Source organism: Bradyrhizobium sp. AZCC 1577 (assembly GCF_036924575.1).
Lineage (GTDB): Bacteria > Pseudomonadota > Alphaproteobacteria > Rhizobiales > Xanthobacteraceae > Bradyrhizobium.
Map to the genome: position 1 here is coordinate 7304628 of NZ_JAZHRQ010000001.1, position 24791 is coordinate 7329418.

The window sequence follows — 24791 nt, forward strand, 5'->3', positions numbered from 1 at the left end:
ATATGTTCAATATTGAACGGATGGCGGCTGCCGTCCAGCCTTATAGTGGCGGCAACAACAGCGCCCGGCCGGCGGCTCCGCCCGCGGTACGGCGCTCTCAATCAACATTATCGACGCAGTCCGGATTTTAAGTCCCGGCTTGGCGTTGCAAGGGAGAGACCGAATGCCGTTGCCTGCTTCGCTTGCCAATTCGCTCGAACTGCCGGTGGTCGGCTCACCCTTGTTCATCGTCTCCGGGCCCGAGCTCGTCATCGCCCAGTGCAAGGCCGGCATCGTCGGCTCGTTTCCGGCGCTGAACGCGCGACCGGTCGAAAAGCTCGACGAATGGCTGAGCCGAATCGAGAACGAGCTGGGCGAGTACAAGGCGCTGCATCCGGAAAAGAAGGTCGCGCCCTACGCGGTCAACCAGATCTGCCATTCGTCCAACGACCGGCTGATGAAGGACATGGAGACCTGCGTGAAGCACCAGGTTCCGGTCATCATCACCTCGCTGCGCCCGCCGATCGAAATCGTCCAGGCCGCGCATTCCTATGGTGGCGTCGTGTTCCACGACGTGATCAATGTCAAGCATGCGCGGAAAGCGGCCGAGCACGGCGTCGACGGCCTGATCCTGGTCTGCGCCGGCGCCGGCGGCCATGCCGGCACGCTGTCGCCGTTCGCGCTGCTGCGCGAAGTGAAGCAGTGGTTCAAGGGCACCGTGCTGCTGTCGGGTGCGATCTCAGATGGCTGGGGTATCGCGTCCGCGCTCGCGCTTGGCGCCGACATGGCCTACATGGGCACGCGCTTCATCGCGACGCGAGAGGCCAATGCCGATCCGGCCTACAAGGCCGCGCTGATCGACCACGCCGCCCATGACATCGTCTATTCCAACCTGTTCACCGGCGTGCACGGCAATTATCTCGGCCCGTCGATCGTGGCCGCGGGGCTCGATCCCGCCAATCTGCCGCAAAGCGACAAGTCGAAGATGAATTTCGGCTCCGGCGGCAACACCAAGGCCAAGGCGTGGCGCGACATCTGGGGCTCCGGCCAGGGCATCGGCCAGATTGCGGATGCGCCGCCGGTCGCCGAACTGGTGGAGCGCCTCAGGTGCGAATTCGCCGACGCAAGCAGTGACTTTCTCAGCCGAGCGCGCGCCTAAGACGCGCCGGTTTCAACAGCCAATCAAATAAAACAAAACAGAGGGACGGAAACAATGAGGGTGTCGCGACCTTTAGTGACGATCGCATTCGCGGTGTTGGCAACTACTGCCGCTCTCGCCGAGGGCGACAAAGACGAGATCCGCATCGGCCAGACGCTGCCCTACAGCGGCCCGGCATCCGGCTTCGGCATCATCGGCCGGGCGCAGGAGGCCTATTTCGAGAAGATCAATGCCGAAGGCGGCATCAACGGCCGCAAGATCAAGTTCATCAGCCTCGACGACGCCTACTCGCCGCCCAAGACGGTCGAGCAGACCCGAAAACTCGTCGAACAGGAGGAAGTGCTGCTGATGTTCGGTTCGCTCGGGACCGCCACCAACAACGCGGTGCATCGCTACCTCAACGGCAAGAAGGTGCCGCAACTCTTCGTGCTCAGCGGCGCGACCAAATGGGCCGATCCGAAGAATTTCCGCTGGACCATGCCGGGAATGGCGGCCTACCAGTCCGAAGGCGTCGTCTATGCCAAGCATATCCTGCGGACCAAGCCTGACGCCAAAATCGCCATCCTTTCGCAAAACGACGATTTCGGCCGTGATTACGTCGCCGGCTTCAAGCGCGGCCTGGGAGACAAGGCCGCGACCATGATCGTGTCGGAAGCAACTTACGAAACCAGCGCGCCGACCATCAGCTCGCAACTTGCGACGCTGAAGGCCTCCGGCGCCAACGTGATGTTCGGCGTCGTGCTCGGCAAATTCACCTCGCAGATGATCAAGGGCGTGGCCGAGATCAACTGGAAGCCTGAGCTGTTGTTCGTGCCGACCTCAGCCTCATCGATCTCGTTCCTGGAACCGGCTGGCCTGGAGAACGCCGTCGGCCTGATCTCATCCAGCAACGTGAAGGACACGCTGGACGCGCAATGGGCCAATGATCCCGGCGTGAAGGAATATTTCGCCTTCATGAAGCAGTATCTGCCGAATGCGGATTTGACCAATTCGAACTACGCCGCCGGCTATCATTATGCCAACCTCATGGTGAAAGTTCTGATGGCCTGCAAGGGCGATCTCAGCCGCGAGAACATCATTAAACAGGCGGCGTCGCTGCGCGAGGTGCCGTTGCCGCTGTTGCTGCCGGGCATCACGGTATCGACCGATGCCGACGACTATCTGCCGTTCCAGCAATTGAGGCTGCGTCGCTTCGACGGCAAAAGCTGGATCGGCTTCGACGAAATTCTGGATGATGGCTAGGGCTGAGGGCTTCGGCCGGCCGGGGAGGATAATTTGACATCGATCATCAGCGGCGAACGCCAGATCAGCTATCCCGACATCCACGCCCGCATCGCGCGGGCGGCAATGGGCTTCAAGGCGCTCGGCGTCAGTGGCGGCGTGCCCGTCGGCATGATGCTGCGGAACGATTTTGCGTTCTTCGAAGTCTCCAGCGCCGCCGCGGCGCTGGGCAGCCCAGTGGTGCCGATCAACTGGCATTTGAAGGCCGAGGAAGTCGCCTACATCCTCGCCGACAGCGGCGCCAAAATCCTGGTCTGCCATGCTGACCTGCTGCCGCAGATCAGAGACGGCCTGCCCGCCGACGTGCGGCTCCTGGTGGTGGCTACGCCGCCCGAAATCGCGGCCGCCTTCAACGTCGCGCCCGCACTGATGCAAGTCCCCGACGGCATGACCGACTGGGACCGCTGGCGCGACACGCATGCGCCCTCGCAGGAATCGCCGATCGGCAGCGCGCCAATGTTCTATACCTCGGGCACCACCGGCCTGCCGAAGGGCGTGCGCCGCAAGCCGATGACGCCGGAACAGGCTGCGGCTTCGGCGCGGGTCGGCGGCATCGCCTATGGCGTCAAACCGAACGAAGAGCAGGTCATCCTGATGAACGGGCCGATGTACCATTCGGCGCCGAACTCTTACGGCATGCTGGCATTCCGCAGCGGCTGCACAATCGTGCTCGAACCGCGCTTCGATCCCGAGGACATGCTGCAACTGATCGAGCGTCATCGGGTTACCCACATGCACATGGTGCCGACGATGTTCGTGCGCCTGCTGCGGCTGCCGGATGAGGTGAAGCGCCGCTACGATCTGTCGTCGCTACGCTTCGTCGTGCATGGGGCGGCGCCCTGCCCGCCGCAGGTCAAGCGCGCCATGATCGGTTGGTGGGGACCGGTCATCAACGAATATTTCGGCTCGACCGAGACCGGCATCCCGGTGTGGCATTCGGCCGAAGAGGCGCTGGCAAAGCCCGGCACCGTCGGCCGCGCCATCGAAGGCGGTGTCGTGAAAATTTTCCGCCCCGACGGCCAGCCGTGTGGCGTTGGCGAGCCCGGCGAAATCTTCATGCGGCAAATGTCCGTGCCGGATTTCGACTATCACGGCAAGGCCGAGGCCCGCGCCGAGGCCGGCCGCGACGGCCTCGTCAGCGTCGGCGACGTCGGCTATCTCGACGCAGACGGCTATTTGTTCCTGTGCGACCGCAAGCGCGACATGGTGATCTCGGGCGGCGTCAACATCTATCCCGCCGAGATCGAGAACGCGCTGATCGGCATGGACGGCGTGCGCGACTGCGCGGTGTTCGGCGTTCCCGACGACGAATTCGGCGAGCGGCTTTTTGCGTGCATCGAGCCGGAAGCGGATGCGGCGCTGTCCCCGGCCGCCGTGCAGGAATTTTTGCGCGGACGTCTCGCCAATTTCAAGGTGCCCAAAGACATCCAGTTCATGGACGCCATGCCGCGCGAAGCCACCGGCAAGATTTTTAAGCGCAAGCTGCGCGATCTATATGCCGAGGGTAAGCTGCGGGCGATTGGGTGAGGGCTAACCCTCCGCTCCCTCCACGTCATTGCGAGCGAAGCGAAGCAATCCATCTATCCCCGCGGGGATAGATGGATTGCTTCGTCGCTCCGCTCCTCGCAATGACGAGGATAGCCTTCCTGCAACCAAATCCGAACAGCGTTTTAAACATCATTGCTGTTGCAAAACGGTCATTAGACGGCGCGAAGATCGCTGCCAGGTGAAGCAGGGATCGAAACAATGCCATCCACCGACTTCGTCGTCGCCCGCAACGATCTGCAGCAATGCAAGACCATCGAGACGCAACTGCCCGACGCGGCCGCGCTGCCTGACGAGACGCTACTGGTAAAGGTGACGCGCTTCGCCCTCACCGCCAACAACATCACTTATGCCGTGCTGGGCGATCATCTAAAATATTGGCAGTTGTTTTCGGCGCCCGAAGGTTTCGGCAACGTTCCGGTATGGGGGTTTGGCGAGGTGATCGCCTCGAAGCATGCCGGCATTGCCGCAGGCGAAATACTGTTCGGCTACTTCCCGATGTCGACGCATCTCGTCATCGAGGCTGCCGACGTCTCCAAGCGAGCCTTGCGCGATGCCGCCGCGCACCGGCAGGGCGTGGCGCCGGTCTATAATGCCTATGCGCGCGTCAGCGGCGATCCCTCCTTCGCAGGCAGGCAGGGCGACTATCAGGCGCTGCTGCGCCCCTTGTTCATGCTCTCGTTCCTGGTTGATGACTTTCTCGCCGAGAACGAGTTTTATGGCGCAAAAGGCGTAGTGCTGTCGTCGGCTTCCAGCAAGACCGCCTACGGGCTCGCGCACCTCCTGCATGCGAGAGACAACGGCATCAAGACGATCGGCTTGACCTCGCCGGGCAACACGACCTTCGTCAAATCGCTCGGCTGTTACGACGAGGTCGTGACCTATGAGGACGTAAGCTCGCTGCCGACGAACTCTGCGGTCGCCTATGTCGACATGGCCGGCAATACTCCATTACGTGCAACGCTGCACCAGCACTTCGGCGACCAAATGAAATACAGCGGAATCGTTGGGCTGACGCATCGCAAGTCGTCGCCCGCGGATTCGGCACAGGCACTACCCGGCGCCAAGCCGCAATTCTTCTTCGTGCCGGACTACATCCGCAAGCGCGCCAAGGAGTGGGGACCGGGCGGCGTCGACATCCGGTTCGGCGCCGCATGGTCCGGCTTCGTCCCGAACCTGGAACGTTGGATGAAGGTGACCGAGAACCATGGGCCCGCGGCGGTTCAACGCGCCTATCTCGACACCCTCAACGGCCGCGTGCCGCCGGATCAGGGGCTGATCCTGTCGCTCTCGGAATAGGCGGCATCTCCTTGCGCCCTTCCTGCGCCGTCCGGAATAGGTATAGGCTCGCCCACAGGAAAACGCCGCGAAGACGGCCGGTGATGGGAAACGCCCATGCTCGACAGAACGGACGACAGTTCGGTTGCCGCCGACACTTGGCTTGCGCAATTCGAGGAAGCGCTCGGGAAACCCGATGACGCTCTGTTGAAAGCGTTGTTCCATCCCGACAGCTATTGGCGCGACGTGCTGGCACTGAGCTGGAACATCCAGACCCTGAACGGCAGGGACACCATCCTGAAGGCGCTGCCGCCGCTGGCCCGTGGCGCTGAGCCCTGCGGCTTCGCGATCGCCCCCGGTCGCGCTGCGCCGCGCAAGGTGATGCGCGCCGGCACCAGCGCAATCGAGGCGATCTTCAAGTTCGAAACCAGGGTCGGGCGCGGCAACGGCATCATCCGCCTGATATCAGATGCGGACGATGGCAACCGCCTGAAGGCCTGGACGCTGCTGACCGAGCTTGGCGAGTTGAAAGGCCTTGAGGAACAGCTCGGCGTGAATCGCCCGCGCGGCAACGCCTATTCGCGGGACTTTCGCGGGCCGAACTGGCTCGACCTGCGCAAGGCCTCAGCCGGATATTCGGATCATGATCCCACCGTGCTGGTCATCGGAGGCGGGCAATCCGGGCTGTCCATCGCCGCGCGGCTGAAGCAGTTGAATGTCGATACGCTGATCGTCGATCGCGAAAAGCGCATCGGCGACAATTGGCGCAAGCGCTATCATGCGCTGACGCTGCACAACCAGGTGCAGGTCAATCACCTGCCCTACATGCCCTTCCCGCCGAACTGGCCGACCTATATTCCGAAGGACAAGCTGGCCAACTGGTTCGAAGCCTATGTCGAGGCCATGGAGCTGAATTTTTGGACCGAGACCGAGTTCGAGGGCGGCAGCTACGACGAGACGGAAGGTCGCTGGACGGTGACGCTGCGCTGCGCCGACGGAGCTAAGCGCAGCATGCATCCACACCATGTCGTGCTGGCGACCGGCGTCAGCGGCATTCCGAGCGTGCCTGACATTCCGGGATTGAAGGATTTCGCCGGCAAGGTGATGCATTCCAGCCAGTATGACGACGGTGAGAATTGGAGGGGCAAGCGCGCCATCGTGATCGGCACCGGCAACAGCGGCCACGATATCGCGCAGGACCTGCATTCCAGCGGCGTAAAAGTCACGCTGTTCCAGCGCTCCTCCACGCTGGTCGTCAGCATCGAGCCATCGGCGCAACTGGTCTACGCGCCTTACAATGAAGGCACGCTAGAGGATAACGACCTGATCGTGACCTCGATGCCGCTCAAACTGGCACGCAAGAGCCATGCGATCACCGCGGAGAAATCCAAGGCGCTCGACACGGAACTGCTCGAAGGGCTGGAACGCGTCGGCTTCAAGCTCGATTTCGGCGAGGACAATACCGGCTGGCAGTTCAAATATCTCACCCGCGGCGGCGGCTATTATTTCAACGTCGGCTGCTCCGACCTGATCATCAAAGGCGATATCGCGCTGAAGCAATTTGCCGATCTCGACACATTCACGGCCGCAGGCGCGAAAATGAAGAAGGGCGAGACCATCGCCGCCGATCTCCTGGTGCTGGCGACTGGCTACAAGCGCCAGGAAGAGCTGGTGCGAAAACTGTTCGGCGAGGCGGTGGAAAAGCGCGTCGGCACGATCTGGGGATTTGGCGAGCAGCAGGAACTGCGCAACATGTACAGGCGGACCGGTCAGCCCGGCCTGTGGTTCATCGCCGGCGGCCTCGCGCAATGCCGCATCGGCTCAAAACATCTGGCGCTGCAGATCAAGGCGATCGAGGAAGGGCTGTTGCCGCGAGGCGCGTGAGTTCCGCCTCGCGATCGCTGATTTGCCTGATGATGAAGGCTGCCGCGCGACGCCAGGCTTCGTCGTTGTCGCCGCGAAAGCTGACGAGGCGTTCGAATACCACCTTCCGCGCCTTCACGTCGATGATGTCGAATTTCGCCCATTGCACGAGCGTGCTCATCTTTTGAACGCTGCCGATCAGGAGAAGGTCGGCGCCGGCCGCCTGCGCCTTGCCGAGCAACTGAGCGACGGTGAGATCGCCGACCGAACAGGCGTTTGCCGGACAATCGAGATCGGCGCTTCGCAGCTTTCCGCTCGCCGCCAGATCGGTACGTAGCGAGGCTTCGAAGGTGCGCCGGCGCCGCAAATGGTCGGCGCTTTGATCGATGACCTCGCCCGAGGTGTCGATATATTCGATTTCGGCGACTGCGAAGATGAGCGGCTTGTCCTGCGCCCGATCCAGCAGACGGTTCTGGATCAGCCACCGCGCCCCGCGGCTCCAGGCCACATTGGCGCCCATGCGCAAATCCGTCTGTTCGACCGCGACCATCGCCCCGGATCTGGCGTCCCGTATCTTGAAGGTGACCGCGTATTCCGTTCGGGTGATACGCGTGACGATCCCGATCATCGACTGATCTGCACCGAGGCCGGCGGCGATCCTGGCTTCGCAGCCCTCGCAATTCCGCAACCTGCCTGCGTTCGCCGCTGGGTCGTTCGCCGCGCTGACATCGACGATTTTGTAGCGCCCGGACGCCGCGATCAGCCGGCGCGCTTCCTCCGTCGAAAGCCGCAATTGCTCGCGATCGATGTCATCAGGAGGGACGTAGGCGGCCCCGGCACTGAAATCCTCCAGTTCGAAGGGAAAGACTGCAATTTTGATCGGAGGCGGCGCGGGTGTTTCAGCGGCCTCAGCCGTCGCGAGCGTGGCCAGCACAATGGCCGGAGCGAGGATAGTGGCGATGGAGCGCATGGATCACCTCGGAACTGCTAACGCGGAGCTGCCTTACCCGCCGCGATTTCGCCCGATCTGCTGCCCCGCCGAAACGGCAGCTTTCCCTGCATCGGCCGGGTGAAATACCCGATCTTGGCTTGCCCCGCTTTCTTCCCGGGGAAATTTGCTTCTATAGTCTAAGCCTATGGGAGGGAGCTTGCGACAGGCATCCAACTCCGTGGCGAGGCCTATGCCCGCCATCGATCTGAAGCTGCGGCTGGCGTTACGCGTCGCGGCGCTGGCGGCAGTTTGCTTCGTCGCCGTCGCGGCCTACGCCTTGTTCGACAGCGACCGTGCCGCGAAGGCCAAAGCGAGCCGAATCGCCGAGATCGTGGCCCGGGATCTCTCGTTGCAGCAATCGCAGGCGCAATGGCTCTCCGTCTCCATCAACGCAACGCCGGATTTGCAGGGAATCGCGGCGCTGATGGAGCCGGGCCTTTGCATTGCCTACCGCGACAATACCGGCGCGTTTCGGCAAGGGGTCTGCAGTGGAGCGCCCGCAGACGAAATGGCCGCGCCCGAAAGCTTCGCCTCCCTCTATCGCACCGTCTTTCGTCCGGGTGAACCGGTCTCGATGCCGGTCCTCGTTGCCGGCAGCGCTCGGGGCATGGCGGTCGCAACCTTCGACCCCGCGACGCAGATCGGCCAGAGCTGGCGCGAGGTGAGCCGGCTGCTCTCCATCATGGCTTTTGCGCTGGCCGGGCTTTGTGTTGCGGTCTATGCAGCGCTGGCGCGGGCGCTGCGGCCGACCCAGGCCATTGCCACGGGACTGCGGCAACTGGCTGCGAACGATCTTTCCGCGCGCCTGCCGCGTTTCGACCTTGCGGAATTGTCGGCAATTTCCGGCGTCTTCAACACCCTTGCACAGCGGCTGCAGGCAACGCTTGCCGAACGCAACGCCTTGACGCGAAAACTGATCGAAGTGCAGGACGAGGAGCGGCGCCATCTTGCGCGCGAGCTGCACGATGAATTCGGCCAGTCGCTTTCCGCCATCGCGGCGCAGGCTGCCGCCGCCGCTCACACCGCGGAGCGCCAATGCCCGCCACTGTACGAGGAATGCCGGGGCATCTCGCGTACGACGGCGCATATGATGGAAACCTTGCGCGGCGCGCTGGTGCGTCTGCGGCCGCCCGACGTCGAGGAACTCGGCCTCACCCTCAGCCTCGAAAGCCTAGTCGCGAGCTGGAATGGCTTTGAGAAGGGCCGCACCCGATTCGAGATTGCCGTCAGTGGCAAGGCCGACGATTTGCCGCCCGGTGTCAGCGCCAGTCTTTATCGCATCGCGCAAGAAGCGATCACCAACGCAGCAAAGCATGCACAGGCTAGGTGCGTGCAATTGCGTCTCGAGGCCGGAGACGCCGAGATCGTCCTGACCGTCGAGGACGACGGCGAAGCGGCCAGCCCCAACCTGAAGCCGAAAGCCGGCATGGGACTTCTCGGCATGCAAGAGCGCGTGGTTTCGCTCGGAGGGTCCTTGCAATTCGAGCGGCAAGAGGCGGGCGGTGCCCGACTTGTCGCGCGCATTCCCACGATGCGGGTGGAGTCTTAGAGATGGCAGCCTTAGATTTGGCGGACACCGCAGGCCGCACGCGCGTGATGCTGGTGGACGACCATGCCATCGTGCGCGAGGGCTATCGCTCGCTGCTGCAGAAGCAGGATCGCCTGCAAGTCGTCGCTGAAGCCGACAATGGGGCCGACGCCTATCGCGTCTACAAGGAAGCCAGGCCCGACCTCGTCATCATGGACCTGTCGATGCCGGGAATTGGCGGGGTCGAGGCTATCAGGCGCATCCGGCAATGGGACAAGTCGGCGCGCATCCTGGTCTTCACGATGCACCAGAGCGCGGCCTATGCGGTCCAGGCGATCAAGGCGGGCGCACGTGGCTTTGTCACAAAAAGCAATCCGCCCGACGCGCTGCTGCGCGCGATCGCCGAGGTCATGGCCGGACGCATCGCGCTCAGCCCCGACATCGACCACGAACTCGCCATCAACCGGCTCGCCGACGAGCCTTCGGCAGTCGACGCACTGAGCCCACGCGAATTCGAAATCCTGCGCATGCTGCTGGCGGAGAAGTCCGTGGATGAGATCGCAAACACGCTGCATATCAGCGTGAAGACCGCGGCCAACACGCGCTATCAGATCCGCGCCAAGCTCGGCGTCGCCTCCGACATCGAATTGGTGCGCCTGGCGCTTCGCCAGCGGATCATCGCGGCGGAGGATATGGGAAGCTAGAGCGTTTTCCAGCGAAGTGGACACCGGTTCGCGTCAAGAAAACGCGTCAAAACAAGAATCTGGAGCCCGGTTCTGATTCGATCAGAACCGGGCTCTAGTCTGGAAGAAACGTGCCATGCGCAAATCCCCCTCGTGCTTCGGGCAGGTCTCTGCAACACTCCCGGCCAACAAAAATATCGGATTGGGGAGAAGCGCATGTCGGCCATTCTCGGCTCGGGCGAGCACCGTTACCGCGTCGTCGAAAACTGGGCGAAACTGCCCGATGGCTGGAGTCTGACCGACGTCGCCTCGGTCGCCGTCGACAGCAAGGACCGCATCTACGTCTTCAACCGCGGCGCCCATCCGATGGTGGTGCTGGACCGCGAGGGGAATTTCATCAAGAGCTGGGGCGAAGGCCTGTTCAACCGCGCGCATGGCCTGCACATCGACGCCGACGACAATCTCTATTGCACTGACGACGGCGACCACACCGTGCGCAAGTGCTCCCCCGACGGCAAGGTGCTGCTGACCATCGGCATCCCGAACAAGCCCGCGCCGTTCATGAGCGGCGAGCCGTTTCATCGCTGCACGCATACGGCGCTGTCGCCGCAGGGCGAGATCTACGTCTCCGACGGCTACGGCAATGCCTGCGTCCACAAATATTCGCCTGACGGCAAGCTCCTGAAGACCTGGGGCGAGCCCGGCACCGATCCCGGCCAGTTCAACATCGTTCACAACATCGCCACCGACGTCGACGGCTGGGTCTATGTCGCGGACCGCGAGAACCACCGCGTGCAGGTGTTCGACGGTAACGGCAAATACGAGACGCAGTGGAACTATCTGCACCGGCCGTGCGCACTGTGCTGCTGCGGCGGCAAGCAGCCGAATTTCATCGTCGGCGAGCTCGGCCCCGGCATGGCCGTCAACCGCAAGGTACCGAATCTCGGTCCACGGCTTTCGATCGTGGATTCGAAAGGCAGGCGCATTGCTCGGCTCGGCGGCGAAAACGGCCCGGGGCTGGAGGCCGGCAAATTTCTCGCCCCGCACGGCATCGCACTGGATTCCAAGGGCGACATCTATATCGGCGAGGTCGGCGTCACCGACTGGAAGACCAGCTTTCCGGACACACCGATGCCGCCGGAGGTCGGGGTGACGCGCTGCCTGCAGAAGCTGGAGAAGATCTAGACCATGATGAGATTAGGTCGGATTGCAGCCGCGACGGGATTGCACCCCCTCTCCCGCTTGCGGGGGAGGCGTAGGCGGCCTACGGCCGCCGTCCTTGGTTTAAGAACGCCGATGCGTAGCATCGGCTATGGGTGGGGGTGCCTCCACAATTGACACTCCCCATGTGGAGAGAGTCCCCACCCGGCGCTCCGGCATAGCCGAGGCTTTGCCTCGGCGTCTCAGAGGACGGCCACTGAAGGTGGCCTACGCCTCCCCCGCAAGCGGGAGAGGTGAAGCAAGTCCGCGGCCAAATCGATCTAACCAAGAGTCATCAGGCTATGGACGGGCGCGAACCGCAACGTGCGTCGCTACTGGCGATCGGCGGCGCGGGACCGGCCTCGCCCGTCAAACAGGCTGTGCTCACGCGCGAGGCCTTCTCCAACGATATCGAAGAAGGCACGCACGCGCGCCGTCTTCTTCAGATCAGCATGTGTCACGATCCACAATTCGCCAACCAGATCCGGCACCGCATTCGGCAGCGCGCGGGCGAGATCGCGATCGTCGTCACCGAGATAGCAAGGAAGCAGCGCGAGACCGATGCCGGCCTTCGCGGCGATGAACTGATTGACGAGGCTGTTGGTCCGGTAGACGAAGGCATCATCTGGCATCATTCGATTGAGCCAGTCGGCCGCCATGATGCCAACTGCGGTTTCTTCCCATCCGATCAGGGCGTGACGGCCGAGGTCTTCGGGGGATGAAACGGCCCCGCCTCTTTCCTTGAGATAGCCGGTTGCGCCGTAAACGGTCCACGCGACGTCGGCGAGTTTGCGACCCCAGAGATCGCCTTCCTTCGGCCGCATCGGACGAAGCGCGATATCAGCCTCGCGGCGCGAGAGATTGAGGACGCGGTTGTCGACCACGAGCTCGACGACGATGCCGGGATGGGTTCGCCGGAACGCGGCAAGATGGCTGGTCAGCTTTCGATACGCCAGCGTTTCCGAGGAGGTTACGCGCAGGCGGCCGGAGGGACGGTGATCCCGCCCCGCAATGTCGCGGTCGATGGCGAGCGCCTCATCTTCCATCCGCTCGGCCGCTGCCGCCATCCGCTCGCCGGCCGGCGTCGCTTGATACGCTCCGCCGGGAAGACGCTCGAACAGACGCACGCCGAGCCGCGTTTCCAGAGCATTCAGGCGCCGAAACGCGGTCGAGTGATCGATCTCAAGCGCCTTGGCGGCGCCGGTAAGGCTGCTTGCCCGATGCACCGCCAACACGAGTTGGGGCTCGTTCCAGTCCTCCATGGCGCAGACGTAAGCGCCGCTTGCAGTTTCGCAAGTGACGCTGGCGTACCTCCAACGTGCTTTCCGCCGCGCCAAACGTTACCTACCGCAACGGGAAGCGAGATGAGGAACTTCAGGTGACACCGATCCGGCCTTGCACCGGAGCGTGAGGCCACGGCCTCCTCGCATCGACAACCTTCAACACATGGGAGTCCAAGAAATGGGTGCTCCGTCCCCCGAACTTTGCAATCTCTGGCTGGCACGCGCGTTCAATGCGCAGGACGTTGACGCCGCGGCAGCGATGTACCACCCCGACGCCTCGATCGTTCAGGTCGACGAGGTCCATGGCGGCAGCACCGTCGCGCGCGGCGCCGACGGCATCCGCAAGACGATGGCGGCCTATGTCGGATTGAAGCCGCACATGGACGTCGTGACCCATCACACGACGGTTTCCGGCGACTTCGCGATGACGCGGTCGCAGTGGCTGATCAAGGGCACCGACGAAAACGGCAAGCGCACCGAGGTGCATCACCATGGTATGGAGGTTCACCGCAGGATGCCTGACGGCACATGGGTATTCTTCATGGATCACCCGTTCGGTGCCGATCCGAGCTGGGCGGTCGAAGCTCCGCCGCACACCGAATAGTCGCGCCATACAGCCCACGCCGGAGGCGAATCGCCCGGCCCGGGCCGCCTATCACGATGGATTGACCGCGAATGTCCGGCATTGGCGAGGTCAGGAACCGAGGCTTTTTCCAGGGTCACGGCAGAGAATCACGCGTTCCCGCTGCTGGATAAGCCTTGGAACGCTCTTCACAATCCCGTCACGCTGCCTGTAGTATGCAGGGCACACGCTGCTTCGCAGCTAACATGGGGGTCAGGAGCGTTACTTGAACGCACATGTCTCGCAGGGCGGTTGGCCGGTATTGGTGCTGAACGCGGATTTCCGGCCGCTGAGCTATTACCCGCTGTCTCTCTGGTCGTGGCAGGACGCGATCAAGGCGGTGTTTCTCGATCGCGTCAACATCGTCGAGCACTACGACCGCGCGGTGCACAGCCCGAGCTTCGAGATCCAGCTTCCCAGCGTGGTGTCGCTCAAATCCTTCGTCAAGCCGACCACGCATCCCGCCTTCACCCGCTTCAACGTCTTCCTGCGCGACCGCTTCGTCTGCCAGTACTGCAACGCGCATGACGACCTGACCTTCGATCACATCATTCCGCGCAGCAAGGGCGGCCAGACCACCTGGGAGAACGTCGTCGCAGCCTGTTCGCCATGTAACTTACGCAAGGGCAATCTAACCCCGCAGCAGGCAAAGATGTTTCCGCGGCAACACCCGTTCGCGCCGACCGTGCATCAGTTGCACCGCAACGGGCGATTATTTCCGCCGAACTATCTGCACGATAGCTGGCTGGATTATCTTTACTGGGACACCGAGCTCGATCCGTAGCAGACCGCCGCGGGCTGTTGTTGATGGTCGCCTGATCGGAGGCACGCCGAGCCCCGATCCATAGGCGGAGCGGTTCAGAATTCGTAGAGCGAGATACCCATCGCCGACGAAACGATGATTGGCGCGGTCGAAGACGCGCCAATCACTCCCGAGTTAGATCTGGTAATCCATATCGGCCATGCTCGCACCCGCACCCGGAGTTGTCGGCGGCGACTTCTTCTTCGGAAGTTCAGCAACCATTGCCTCCGTGGTGACGAGTAGGCCAGCTACCGATGCTGCGTCCTCAAGCGCGGTTCGCACCACCTTGGTGGGATCGATAATCCCCTTTGAGATCAGGTTGCCGAACTCGCCGGTCTGGGCATCAAAGCCGAAGGCGTACGTATCCTTATCCAGGATCTGTCCAATCACGAGCGAACCATCCTCGCCCGCGTTGATCGCGATCTGGCGGGTCGGCCACGAAAGCGCTTTCTTGACGATCTCGACGCCATAGCGCTCGTCCTCGTTGGCTGGTTTCAGCCTGTCGAGCGCCTTGCCGGCGCGGAGCAGGGGAACGCCGCCGCCGGGCAAAATGCCTTCCTCGACTGCCGCGCGGGTCGCATGCAGCGCGTCGTCGACGCGGTCCTTGCGCTCCTTTACCTCCACCTCGGTCGCCCCACCGACACGGATCACCGCGACACCGCCCGCGAGCTTGGCAAGCCGCTCCTGGAGTTTCTCACGATCGTAGTCGGAGGTGGTCTCCTCGATCTCGGCCTTGATCTGGGTAATGCGAGCTTCAATGTCAGCCTTCTTGCCGCCGCCGTTAACGATCGTGGTATTTTCCTTATCGATCCTCACATGCTTGGCGTGGCCGAGCATTTTGATGGTCACGCTCTCCAGCTTGATACCGAGATCCTCGGAAATCATGGTGCCGCCGGTAAGGATCGCGATATCCTGGAGCATCGCCTTGCGACGATCGCCGAAGCCGGGCGCTTTCACCGCCGCGACTTTCAATCCGCCACGCAGCCTGTTTACGACGAGGGTGGCGAGCGCCTCGCCCTCGACGTCCTCGGCAATGATGAGCAGCGGCTTGCCTGACTGCACGATGGATTCGAGCAGCGGCAGCATTGGCTGCAGTCCCGACAGCTTCTTTTCGTGGATTAGAATGTAGGGGTCTTCGAGCTCGACCCGCATCTTTTCGGCGTTGGTGATGAAGTAGGGCGAGATGTAGCCGCGGTCGAACTGCATGCCCTCCACCACTTCAAGCTCGGTCTGCAGCGACTTCGCCTCCTCGACTGTTATTACACCGTCGTTACCGACCTTCTTCATGGCGTCGGCGAGGAAGCGGCCGATCTCGGCGTCGCCGTTGGCCGAAATGGTTGCAACCTGCGCGATCTCATCGTTCGATGTGATCTTTTTCGAGTTCTTCTCGATATCGCCTATCAGGGCATCGATAGCGCGGTCGATACCCCGCTTGAGGTCCATCGGATTCACGCCTGCGGCGACAGCCTTCGCTCCCTCCTTCACGATCGCCTGGGCAAGCACGGTGGCCGTGGTGGTGCCGTCGCCAACCCGATCGGACGTCTTGGACGCCACCTCGCGCACCATCTGGGCGCCCATGTTCTCGAACTTGTCTTCGAGCTCGATCTCCTTGGCGACGGTGACACCGTCCTTGGTGATGCGCGGCGCGCCGAACGACTTTTCGAGAACGACGTTTCGGCCTTTCGGGCCGAGCGTTACTTTCACCGCATTGGCAAGAATGTCGACGCCGCGCAGCATCTTCTCGCGGGCATCGACCGAAAATTTGACTTCCTTGGCAGCCATGGTCTTGCTCCTAAGATACTGTTCATCGGTTACCCATTACATCGGGCGGGCTTTCAAGCGGCCTTGCGACTGGCGCCGGACTCCACCAGCACGCCCATGATGTCGTTCTCTTTCATGATCAAATACTCGGTGTCGTCGATCTTGACCTCGGTGCCCGACCATTTGCCGAACAGCACGCGATCGCCGACCTGAAGGTCGATCGGAACGAGCTTGCCGGCCTCGTCACGCCCTCCGGGGCCGACCGCCACGACCTCCCCCTGTTGCGGCTTCTCCCTGGCGGTATCGGGGATGATGATGCCTCCGGCAGTCTTTTCCTCGGCCTCAATGCGCTTGACGACTACCCGATCGTGAAGCGGACGGAATTTCATTGCGCTCCTCCTCGGCTGCTTGTGGAGATGACAGGAAATCACAGCCGTCGACAGGCGGAAGTCTGCGACAGGCGGAAGTCTACGGCTGACACATGCGACCTAGGTGGGTCAGAATTGCGCTTCAAGGGACTTGCAAAAAAATGATTGACGACAGCGGGGGTTGCAGGCGTTCCAGGAACAAACGGCTCCACGCGTCTGTTATGTCGTTGCCTGCCGCACAGGACTGCCGCGCCTTTGCAGAGCGCCCGTCCTGAGCAGGCTTGAAAAGCAACCGACGGTTCGTGGAGGCGCAGCCGTGCTTACCGCGCCTACATATCAATTGCGCCCGTCGCCGCATGTGGTCGTGGTCGGAAACGAGAAGGGCGGCTCGGGTAAAACCACAATCGCGATGCATGTTGCCGTTGCGCTGCTGAAGGCCGGCCAGCGCGTCGCAACCATTGACCTCGACGGGCGGCAACGGACCCTCACCCACTACATCGAGAGCCGGCGCGGTTGGGCGCGGCGGAGCCAGGTCGATCTGGAACTGCCGACGCATTTCTGCATCGCACGCGTCGAAGGCCCCATGGTGGCTGAAAACGAGGCCGCCGAATGCTCCGATTTCCAGCGGGCCGTTGCCGCCGCGCAGGATCGCCATGACTTCGTCGTGATCGATACGCCCCCGCATGACAGCTACCTGATGCGGCTCGCCCATTCGATCACGGACACCCTGGTGACGCCGCTGAACGACAGTTTTCTCGACCTCGACGTGCTGGCGACACTCGATCCGGTTACGTTGACGGTCACCGGGGTCGGCCATTACGGCGAGTTGGTGCGCGAGATACGCCGGCATCGCCGGCCGGTTGACGGCGCCCTCATCGATTGGGTGGTCGTGCGCAATCGCATTTCGGCGCAACGATCATCTACCGCCCCGGTTCTTTGCGGCTGCTTGCAGGAACTGGCTCTCAATGCAGGTTTCCGGGCCGCGACTGGCCTTCAGGAGCGGGCGATGTATCGCGATCTTTTTCCCCGCGGGCTCACCGCGCTGGACGAGCTAAGCGAGACTATGCCCGACACCGACGGGGAGGAGACATCTCGTCTCCCCGCGCGCCGCGAGGTTCAGGGCCTGATCGAGGCGTTGAAGCTGCCAATCAACGATCGCGGTCGCCGCCGTGCAGTGCTTCGCGCCGAATGGTTTGCTTCTCACAACAGCCCGCTGGATACCGAGATCCTGGCCGGTCCGTGAGCGGGGGGGCGCGTCATTACGGAGCCTGCGTCCAAAAAACTTCGTGAGCACCGGAACGCCCGTGCGCGGTGTGGGTTCGTTGGAAGCCGTAACAAGCAGCAAAGGAGATTGCGGAACATGACAAACAAGTCGCGCATTTGCTCGATGGCCGGCATGGCGATCGCCGGCTCGTTGGCCCTTGGCATCACCAGTGCATCCGCGCAGGCAATCTATGTCGATAGATACGTCGACCCCTATCCCGTGGCAGTGGCTCCCGGCAGCGTCTACGTCGCACCGGCGCCGGTTGTCGCGGCACCGCCGATTGTGCGGCCACGCACCGTCGTGGTCAGCCGTCGGGCCTATGTGCCGAACCCTGCGTTTGGCGCGCCGGTGCCTGTCGACTACGGACCCTACGGCTACACCACGGAAGTCGGTTATGGCATTTCCGACTGGTGAGCCCATCGCGTAGAAGCCCGACGCCTGCGTTGGAAGGGCCCCGCCGAGGCGGGGCCTTTTCTTTTCGCGCCGCGCGCCGATCCGTCGAATTCCTTGAGGAGCGGTTGGGCAGGACTAGGCGGCGCGCGCAATCTTGGAACGCAAGCGGCGCCTTCACTCAACCGTCCAATTCTGTCACGATAGTTTTTTGAGGCGCCCGCCTCGTCACAACCACAAGAGCGACATCAACGCTCCAACGGAAACGTCCCATGCTCATTCCTATCGCCGACGTGCCTCGCTGGTATGCCGAACGAAAGCCGAAGGATACGATCGCGGTTAGTCACGGCGCCGATGCCATCACTTGGGAGCAGCTCGAACGCAACGCCAACCGCCGCGCCCGCGCCTTCGCCGCCAAGGGCGTCAAGCCCGGCGATTTCGTCGCGATCGGACTTCCCAACAGCAACGTGTTTTTCGAAACTACGTTTGCGGTTTGGAAGTGCGGCGCGACACCGACATCGCTGACTTGGCGGCTGCCGCGCGGCGAGGCCGCAGCCGTGCTCGATATCCTCAAGCCATCGCTGGTGGTCGGCGGCCAGGCGGACTGGAATGCGCCGAATTCGCTGCCCGCCGATTTCGTCCCCGAAGGTTTTTCGGACGAGCCGGTAACCAATCCGGTAGCACGCTACTGGAAGGCGATGACCAGTGGCGGCTCGACCGGGCGGCCCAAGGTGATCCTCGATCACCGGCCCGCCGTGGTCGATACCGCCGGACCGGCGGCGCTTGGCATGCCACTCGGCGCTTCCGTGCTCAACCCTGGCCCGCTCTACCACAACGCGCCCTTCATCGTTTCGCACACCGCGCTGTTCAACGGCGGACGCGTCACCGGCCTCGTCAAATTCGACGCCGAGGAATGCTTGCGCCTGATCGAGGCCAGCCGGGTACAGTGGGTCAATTTCGTGCCCACCATGATGCACCGAATCTGGGCGCTGCCCGAGGAGGTGCGCAACTGCTACGACTTGTCGAGCCTGCAGATCGTGTTTCACATGGCCGCGCCGATGCCGCCATGGCTGAAGGAAAAATGGATCGAGTGGCTGGGCCCCGAGCGCATCTACGAACTCTATGGCGGCACCGAAGCACAGGGCGCCACGATCATATCGGGCGTTGAATGGCTCGAACACCACGGCTCGGTCGGCAAGATCGGCGATACCTGTCGCTTAAGGATCATCGGCGAGGACGGCAACGATGTAGCGCCGGGCGAGACCGGCGAGATTTATTTCCTGCCCAATGACGGCCCGGGCTCCACCTATCACTATCTCGGAGCCGAGCCGAAGCGCCGGCCTGACGGCTGGGAATCGCTCGGCGACATCGGCCGGCTCGACGCAGAAGGTTATCTCTATCTCGGCGACCGGCTCGCCGACATGATCCTGCGCGGCGGCGCCAACATCTATCCGGCCGAAGTCGAGGCTGCGGTATCGGCGCATCCCGATGTGCGCTCCTGCGTCGTGGTCGGCCTGCCCGATCCCGAGTTCGGGCAGCGCGTGCACGCTATCCTCGAACTCGACCGGGGCGCAGACGCGAAGGCGATCGCCGACGGCATGGCTGCGTTCCTGGCCGACCGGCTCAGCCGCTACAAGCACCCGGAAAGTTTCGAGGCCGTTGATGTCGGCCTGCGCGACGATTCCGGCAAGGTCCGCCGCACATTGCTGCGCGACGAACGCGTCGGCTGGTTGAAGGAGAACCGCGATTTCCGGATTGTGCCGGCCCGCGCGCGGGCAAATGTGGAATGATCCTTAACTGGCCCTGGAACAATTGTGAATCTGCCCGCCTTATAAGTCGCATACCGGCCCATTTGGGGGACACTTTCAAGACGGCCGTTTGCAGCATAGACTGTGATGAATTTCCCGCGCTTTCGTCCGAAACGCGCTCCGGTTCGCCAGGAGACCATCCATGCCTTCTTTGACCGAATGGAGAGTGCCGCCCGCAAACCAGCCGCGCCCGGGCGATTACGCCTTCGACCTCGACAAAGCCCTGTCGTCGGTGGTCGGGCTACATTCGATCATTCCACCCGATGCGTTCAGCGCCGAGACGCTCGGCACCGAACGCGCCGGCAATGGCGTCGTGATCGATGACGGGCTGGTGCTGACGATCGGCTACCTCATCACCGAGGCGGAGGCCGTCTGGCTGCACCGTAGCGACGGCCGCGTGGTGGAAGGCCACGCGCTCGGCTTCGATTTCGAGTCCGGCTTCGGCCTGGTGCAAGCGCTCGGCGACCTTGACCTCGATCCGCTGCCGTTCGGTTCTTCGGCCACTGCTGCGATCGGCGACCGCGTCGTGGTCGGCGGCGCGGGCGGGCGCACGCGCTCGGTCGCCAGCCAGATCGCGGCAAAACAGGAATTCGCGGGCTATTGGGAATATCTGCTGGATGAGGCGATCTTCACCCATCCCGCGCATCCCAATTGGGGCGGCACCGGGCTGATCTCGAGCCGCGGCGAACTGATCGGCATTGGCTCGCTGCAGCTTGAACGCGAGCGCGACGGCAAGGCCGAGCACGTCAACATGATCGTGCCGATCGATCTGTTGAAGCCGGTACTCGATGACATCAGAAAATTCGGCCGCGTCAACAAGCCGGCGCGACCGTGGCTCGGCATGTTCACCACCGAAATCGACAACCGCGTCGTGGTGGTCGGCATCGCCGGCAAGGGACCCGCGGCACTCGCCGAACTGAAGACCGGCGACGTCATTCTCGCTGTCAATGGCGACAAGATCACCAGCCAGACCGGCTTCTATCGCAAGCTCTGGTCGCTCGGCAGCGCCGGCGTCGACGTACCGCTCACGGTCTACCACGAGGGCCTCACCTTCGACGTGGTGCTGGCTTCGACCGACCGTGCCACGCTATTGAAGGCGCCAAGACTTCACTAGATGAAGACTTCACTGGATTGAGGCTGCATTGCAATAAGGGATGGCGTGATGAGTGAGGCCGTGGTGGACGACATCGTGGCCGTGCTGCCGCCACTGCTGCAGTCGCTCGAAGCCCTCGGCTTTATCGCGCGCTACCTGAACCCGCCCGATTTCGACCGCGTGATGGAGGCCGCAGGCCAGCCTGACGAGGCCTTGCGCGCGGTTCGGTCGAAGCTCGCAGAATGGCCGGCGGAGTTCGCAGATATCAAGACCTCCCTCGACGCGGCGAGCGATGCGGCGCTCGCCGCGTTCGCTGCTCTGCGCGTCGTGCAAAATGGCAATGGCGATCTCGTTAGCGTGTTTCGCGCACTTCGCTACGCTCCGCGTGCGCAGGAGGCACTATATGCGCTGGCTACAAAATTGCCGCCGGTGAGCGAGTTCTTCGTCGACCCGTCGCTGCGCGACGACGACGATCTCGCGGCGCGGCTGGCGGCGCCAGCCAATCCAAATACCGGCGTCTTTCACGATCATAACGAGTCGGGCAGCCGCGGCGGCTTCTCCGCCTACGTGCCGGAACATTACACCCCCGACCGCGCGCTTCCGCTGGTGATGGCGCTGCATGGCGGCAGCGGCAATGGCCGCGGCTTTCTGTGGAGCTGGCTGCGCGATGCCCGCAGCCGCGGCGCGATCCTGGTCGCCCCGACCGCGACCGGCTCGACCTGGGCGCTGATGGGCGACGATACCGACACGCCGAATTTGATGCGCATCATGGACGCCGTACGCTCACGCTGGAACGTCGATCCCAGGCGGATGCTGCTGACCGGGATGAGCGACGGCGGCACGTTCTGCTATGTCACGGGATTCGAGAGCGCCTCGCCCTTCACTCACCTCGCGCCGGTCTCGGCAACGTTTCATCCGCTGATGGCCGAAATGGCCGATGCCGACAGGCTACGTGGCCTGCCTGTTCACATCGTGCACGGCCGGCTCGACTGGATGTTTCCTGTACAGGTGGCGCGGCAGACAGCCCAAGCGCTGTCGGCCGCTGGTGCCAACGTCATCTATCGCGAGCTCGACGATCTCAGCCACACCTATCCGCGCGAGATGAATGCAGAGATATTGCAATGGCTGAACAGCCATGCCTGACCACCGATGATGCTGCCGACACAATCTCGTCGCAAGCTGATGGCGACCGGCACAGCCACGGGGGCGGCACCTTCCGCCTCGGCTCCCCGCCCGGCGCCGCCGAAGGCGCGATCCTAGATCGGGGAACCATCCCTCGTCTTGCGCGTTAGTGAGCGGTCACGGAGGTATCGCATGCGGACGTTTGTCGGAATGATTTTGGGCGCGCTGCTGCTAGTTTTCGGCGTCTATGTCTACGATTCCATGCGGACGTCGAGCGTCGCCAGCGGCCAGGTCGCGCAGGCCAATCGCACCCTCGTCAACTGGGATGTCGTGGCAGAGGACTGGAAGGCGCTGAAAACGCGCGCTCACGACGATTGGGTCAAGCTCTCGTCGCGATAATTGCTTGATAATCTCCTGGCGAGATCAATCGTAACATTCGAACGCCGTCGTCCCGAACGACGGCGTTTTGGCGCTCTAGCTAATTGCTTTTCTTCGCCTTGCGCGCGTCGGCAATCACCATCTCGAATTCCGCCATGGTCAGGATTCCCGGCACGCGGAACTTGCCGACGATGAAGGACGGCGTTCCCTTGAATCCGAAGGCCACCGCCTGATCGTGGTTGCGGGCGAGAATGGTGTCGATTGCCTTCGCATTCGAAGTGAGGTCGCGGTTGAGACGGTCCATATCGATGCCGGCGCCTGCCACCAGTTCGCGGATGCGCGGTTCGGTCAATTTCGAACTGACGCCGATCATCGCCTCGTGCGCCGGCAGGTATTTGTCCTGATACTTAGCGGCGAGCGCCACCCGCGCCGCGTATTTTGAGACGTCGCCCAGGATCGGCCAGTCCTTCAGCACCAGGCGGACCTTGCCGTCGTCCTGCACCACCTGCTGGATCTCGGGCGCGATCTTGCGACAATACGGGCAGTTGTAGTCGAACCATTCGACGATGTTGATGTCGCCGTCGAGATTGCCGGTCGCGGGAGCGTCGGGGTCGCGGAGCACCAGGGCTTCGGTCAGGATGTCGTCGCCTTGCGCGAACGCCGGACGCGACATGCCCGCGCCGAACAGGGCCACGCCCGCGCCGAGCAAGCCAAGCGCTTCGCGCCGCGTCGGGCCTGGGATCGTCCCGGCCGGATTATTCAATCGCTTCATCTGGGTCTCGCCAAGGGCCGCATTTCCTGTCTACGGCTGAGATAGGGATATGTTACGCGCCAGCATATAGAGCGCCACGGCAATAATGACCACGGCGAACACGATGTTGAGCGCGCCGCGGCGCTCGGCGAGGTGCCGCGCCGAACGCGTGCCGGCCAGTCCGCCGGCGAGGCCGCCCGCCACGAACAGTCCCGCCAATGCCCACGACACCAGCCCGGACCAGGCATAGCTGGCGGCCGTGGTCAGGCCGAATGCGGTGACCGCGACCAGGGAGGAGGACACCGCGTTCATGATCGGCATGCCGGTCGCCAGCATCAGGGCCGGTACGATCAGGAAGCCGCCGCCGATGCCGAAGAATCCCGACACCGTTCCGGTGGCGAGGCCGAGGCCGACGATAGCTGGCATGTTCGCCATCGAGACCTTGACGTCAGGCATGCCGATCCGCGAGCGCGTCTTCAGCATCAACAGCGCGATGACGATCATCACCAGCGCGAACAGCGCCAATAGCCGCTGACCGTCCATCATCTTGCCGAGGATCGAGCCACCGAAGGCGCCGGCCATGCCGGCCGCGGCGAAGATCAGCGCGCAGGACCAGATCACGGTGCCGCCGCGCGAATGGTTGGACAGGTTGAGCGCGGCGTTGGCGGCCACCGCAATCGCGCTGGTGCCGATCGCCATATGGGGCTCTGCCACGCCGACCACATAGACCATCAGCGGCACCGCCAGAATCGAGCCGCCGCCGCCGACTAGGCCAAGCGAGAAGCCGACCAGCATCCCCGACGCCAGTCCCAGCACACCTTGCGCCGTGGAGATGATCAAGTTGAAAGACTCAGTTGCACGGCGCAACCATAGAAGAATTTTCTGCAGATCGCCATGGCCGCAGCACAAAGCTGCACTGCAATGCGCATCAGCCGATCAGGCTGCGACATGCCCCCTCTCTGGCGATGCGCCCTCGCGGCTGGTCAGCGCCATCAGCGTGCCGGTCATGGTCGCGATCAGCGTCTCCTTGCCGTCATCCGCCGCATAGGCGCGGGCCTCGCACACCGTCAGCGTGCGGCCGGGCTTGACGACGCTGGCGCGGAACGCGAACCGCTCGCCGCGCGCCGGCGCCAGCAAGCTGGTCTTGAATTCCACGGTGAGAATCCCCGCACCCGGCGGCATCAGCGTGAAGGCGGCGATGCCACAGGCATTGTCGAGCGCGGCCGTGATGATCCCGGCGTGGATGAAGCCGTGCTGCTGGGTGAGGTCGAGCGCATAATCCATCGCGAGATCGACCTCGCCCGGCTCCAGCCGCGCGATCGAAATGCCGAGCGTCTTCATCGCGCGCTGCTGCTCGAACATGGCGGTGGCGAGCGCGCGATAATCCGGGTTCTTCGGCTCGAAGCGCGGCATGGTCACGCCATCGCCGGTTCGAGATGCCGCATTGTCAGCCCGAGCCGGGCGAACAGATTCCAGTTCGCCTCGTCGAACTTGCCGACATACCACATGATGTTCATGTGCCCGACATGATCGCATTGCCACGGATAGACCGTGCCGCGATAGGTCGCGTCCGTTTCCATCGTTTGCTCCCGCTCTTTTGTTTCTTGATACGGTAGCGTATCAGGCCCTCTCCAGGTTAGCA

23 protein-coding genes and 1 pseudogene are annotated in these 24791 nt (G+C 63.0%); 16 read left to right on the forward strand and 8 right to left on the reverse strand.

Annotation, left to right across the window (positions count from 1 at the left end):
- Positions 1-163 precede the first annotated feature (163 nt).
- From V1278_RS34590 to V1278_RS34610, 5 genes are all read left to right on the forward strand, one after another.
- Positions 164-1138, forward strand: a complete 975-nt coding sequence (locus V1278_RS34590) for an NAD(P)H-dependent flavin oxidoreductase (protein ID WP_334383787.1) — start codon at positions 164-166, stop codon at positions 1136-1138.
- A 54-nt stretch (positions 1139-1192) separates the two neighbouring features.
- The gene (locus tag V1278_RS34595; RefSeq protein WP_334383788.1) at positions 1193-2380 is read left to right on the forward strand and encodes an ABC transporter substrate-binding protein; all 1188 of its coding nucleotides are present in this window, start codon (positions 1193-1195) and stop codon (positions 2378-2380) included.
- Between the two features lie 33 nt (positions 2381-2413).
- Positions 2414-3946: an acyl-CoA synthetase gene (locus V1278_RS34600; protein ID WP_334383789.1), complete on the forward strand. Its 1533-nt coding sequence runs from the start codon at positions 2414-2416 to the stop codon at positions 3944-3946.
- Positions 3947-4165: 219 nt separating this feature from the next.
- The gene (locus V1278_RS34605) at positions 4166-5263 is read left to right on the forward strand and encodes a DUF2855 family protein (RefSeq protein ID WP_334383790.1); all 1098 of its coding nucleotides are present in this window, start codon (positions 4166-4168) and stop codon (positions 5261-5263) included.
- A gap of 96 nt (positions 5264-5359) precedes the next feature.
- Positions 5360-7126 (forward strand): flavin-containing monooxygenase, encoded by a 1767-nt coding sequence (locus tag V1278_RS34610; protein WP_334383791.1) that lies wholly within the window; start codon positions 5360-5362, stop codon positions 7124-7126.
- On the opposite strand, the gene V1278_RS34615 is transcribed toward V1278_RS34610, so the two are convergent.
- The gene (locus V1278_RS34615) at positions 7086-8075 is read right to left on the reverse strand and encodes a DUF2380 domain-containing protein (protein ID WP_334383792.1); all 990 of its coding nucleotides are present in this window, start codon (positions 8073-8075) and stop codon (positions 7086-7088) included. The two genes, V1278_RS34610 and V1278_RS34615, sit on opposite strands and share 41 nt — an antisense overlap.
- Positions 8076-8286: 211 nt before the next feature.
- Between V1278_RS34615 and V1278_RS34620 the strand changes: the two genes are divergently transcribed.
- From V1278_RS34620 to V1278_RS34630, 3 genes are all read left to right on the forward strand, one after another.
- Positions 8287-9645: a sensor histidine kinase gene (locus tag V1278_RS34620; protein WP_334383793.1), complete on the forward strand. Its 1359-nt coding sequence runs from the start codon at positions 8287-8289 to the stop codon at positions 9643-9645.
- Positions 9646-9647: 2 nt separating this feature from the next.
- Positions 9648-10328, forward strand: a complete 681-nt coding sequence (locus V1278_RS34625) for a response regulator transcription factor (protein WP_334366498.1) — start codon at positions 9648-9650, stop codon at positions 10326-10328.
- A gap of 195 nt (positions 10329-10523) precedes the next feature.
- Positions 10524-11492: a peptidyl-alpha-hydroxyglycine alpha-amidating lyase family protein gene (locus V1278_RS34630; RefSeq protein WP_334383794.1), complete on the forward strand. Its 969-nt coding sequence runs from the start codon at positions 10524-10526 to the stop codon at positions 11490-11492.
- A gap of 347 nt (positions 11493-11839) precedes the next feature.
- On the opposite strand, the gene V1278_RS34635 is transcribed toward V1278_RS34630, so the two are convergent.
- Positions 11840-12742 carry a LysR family transcriptional regulator gene (locus V1278_RS34635; protein ID WP_334383795.1) on the reverse strand — a complete coding sequence of 301 codons (903 nt, stop codon included), beginning with the start codon at positions 12740-12742 and terminating at the stop codon, positions 11840-11842.
- Between the two features lie 226 nt (positions 12743-12968).
- Here V1278_RS34635 and V1278_RS34640 point away from each other — a divergent pair, with 226 nt between their 5' ends.
- Together V1278_RS34640 and V1278_RS34645 are read left to right on the forward strand one after the other, a co-directional pair.
- On the forward strand, positions 12969-13394 hold the full coding sequence (locus tag V1278_RS34640) for a YybH family protein (RefSeq protein WP_334366495.1): 426 nt from the start codon (positions 12969-12971) through the stop codon (positions 13392-13394).
- Between the two features lie 244 nt (positions 13395-13638).
- Entirely contained in the window at positions 13639-14196 is a 558-nt protein-coding gene (locus V1278_RS34645; protein WP_057842830.1) for an HNH endonuclease, read from the forward strand.
- A 153-nt stretch (positions 14197-14349) separates the two neighbouring features.
- Here V1278_RS34645 and groL read toward each other — a convergent pair whose 3' ends face one another.
- Together groL and groES are read right to left on the reverse strand one after the other, a co-directional pair.
- Positions 14350-15996 (reverse strand): chaperonin GroEL, encoded by a 1647-nt coding sequence (gene groL, locus V1278_RS34650; protein ID WP_334383796.1) that lies wholly within the window; start codon positions 15994-15996, stop codon positions 14350-14352.
- Positions 15997-16049: 53 nt separating this feature from the next.
- The gene (gene groES / locus V1278_RS34655) at positions 16050-16364 is read right to left on the reverse strand and encodes a co-chaperone GroES (RefSeq protein WP_334366493.1); all 315 of its coding nucleotides are present in this window, start codon (positions 16362-16364) and stop codon (positions 16050-16052) included.
- 295 nt (positions 16365-16659) lie between these two features.
- On the opposite strand from groES, the gene V1278_RS34660 reads away from it, so the two are divergent.
- The 6 genes from V1278_RS34660 (at position 16660) to V1278_RS34685 (ending at position 22419) form a co-directional block, all read left to right on the forward strand.
- Positions 16660-17586 (forward strand): division plane positioning ATPase MipZ, encoded by a 927-nt coding sequence (locus V1278_RS34660; RefSeq protein WP_334369144.1) that lies wholly within the window; start codon positions 16660-16662, stop codon positions 17584-17586.
- 117 nt (positions 17587-17703) lie between these two features.
- Positions 17704-18021 (forward strand): hypothetical protein, encoded by a 318-nt coding sequence (locus V1278_RS34665; RefSeq protein ID WP_334366492.1) that lies wholly within the window; start codon positions 17704-17706, stop codon positions 18019-18021.
- Positions 18022-18269: 248 nt separating this feature from the next.
- Positions 18270-19787: an AMP-binding protein gene (locus V1278_RS34670; protein WP_334366491.1), complete on the forward strand. Its 1518-nt coding sequence runs from the start codon at positions 18270-18272 to the stop codon at positions 19785-19787.
- A 160-nt stretch (positions 19788-19947) separates the two neighbouring features.
- Positions 19948-20919, forward strand: a complete 972-nt coding sequence (locus V1278_RS34675) for a S1C family serine protease (RefSeq protein WP_334366490.1) — start codon at positions 19948-19950, stop codon at positions 20917-20919.
- 48 nt (positions 20920-20967) lie between these two features.
- Entirely contained in the window at positions 20968-22041 is a 1074-nt protein-coding gene (locus V1278_RS34680) for a phospholipase (protein WP_334366489.1), read from the forward strand.
- Between the two features lie 171 nt (positions 22042-22212).
- The gene (locus tag V1278_RS34685; RefSeq protein ID WP_334366488.1) at positions 22213-22419 is read left to right on the forward strand and encodes a hypothetical protein; all 207 of its coding nucleotides are present in this window, start codon (positions 22213-22215) and stop codon (positions 22417-22419) included.
- Positions 22420-22498: 79 nt separating this feature from the next.
- Here V1278_RS34685 and V1278_RS34690 read toward each other — a convergent pair whose 3' ends face one another.
- From V1278_RS34690 to V1278_RS34705, 4 genes and pseudogenes are all read right to left on the reverse strand, one after another.
- Entirely contained in the window at positions 22499-23170 is a 672-nt protein-coding gene (locus tag V1278_RS34690) for a DsbA family protein (protein WP_334366487.1), read from the reverse strand.
- A gap of 30 nt (positions 23171-23200) precedes the next feature.
- Positions 23201-23986: a sulfite exporter TauE/SafE family protein gene (locus V1278_RS34695; RefSeq protein ID WP_334369143.1), complete on the reverse strand. Its 786-nt coding sequence runs from the start codon at positions 23984-23986 to the stop codon at positions 23201-23203.
- Positions 23987-24085: 99 nt separating this feature from the next.
- Positions 24086-24562 (reverse strand): PaaI family thioesterase, encoded by a 477-nt coding sequence (locus V1278_RS34700; RefSeq protein WP_334384321.1) that lies wholly within the window; start codon positions 24560-24562, stop codon positions 24086-24088.
- Between the two features lie 20 nt (positions 24563-24582).
- Positions 24583-24729 (reverse strand): annotated as a pseudogene (locus V1278_RS34705) (thioesterase); the annotation flags it as partial.
- Positions 24730-24791 lie beyond the last annotated feature (62 nt).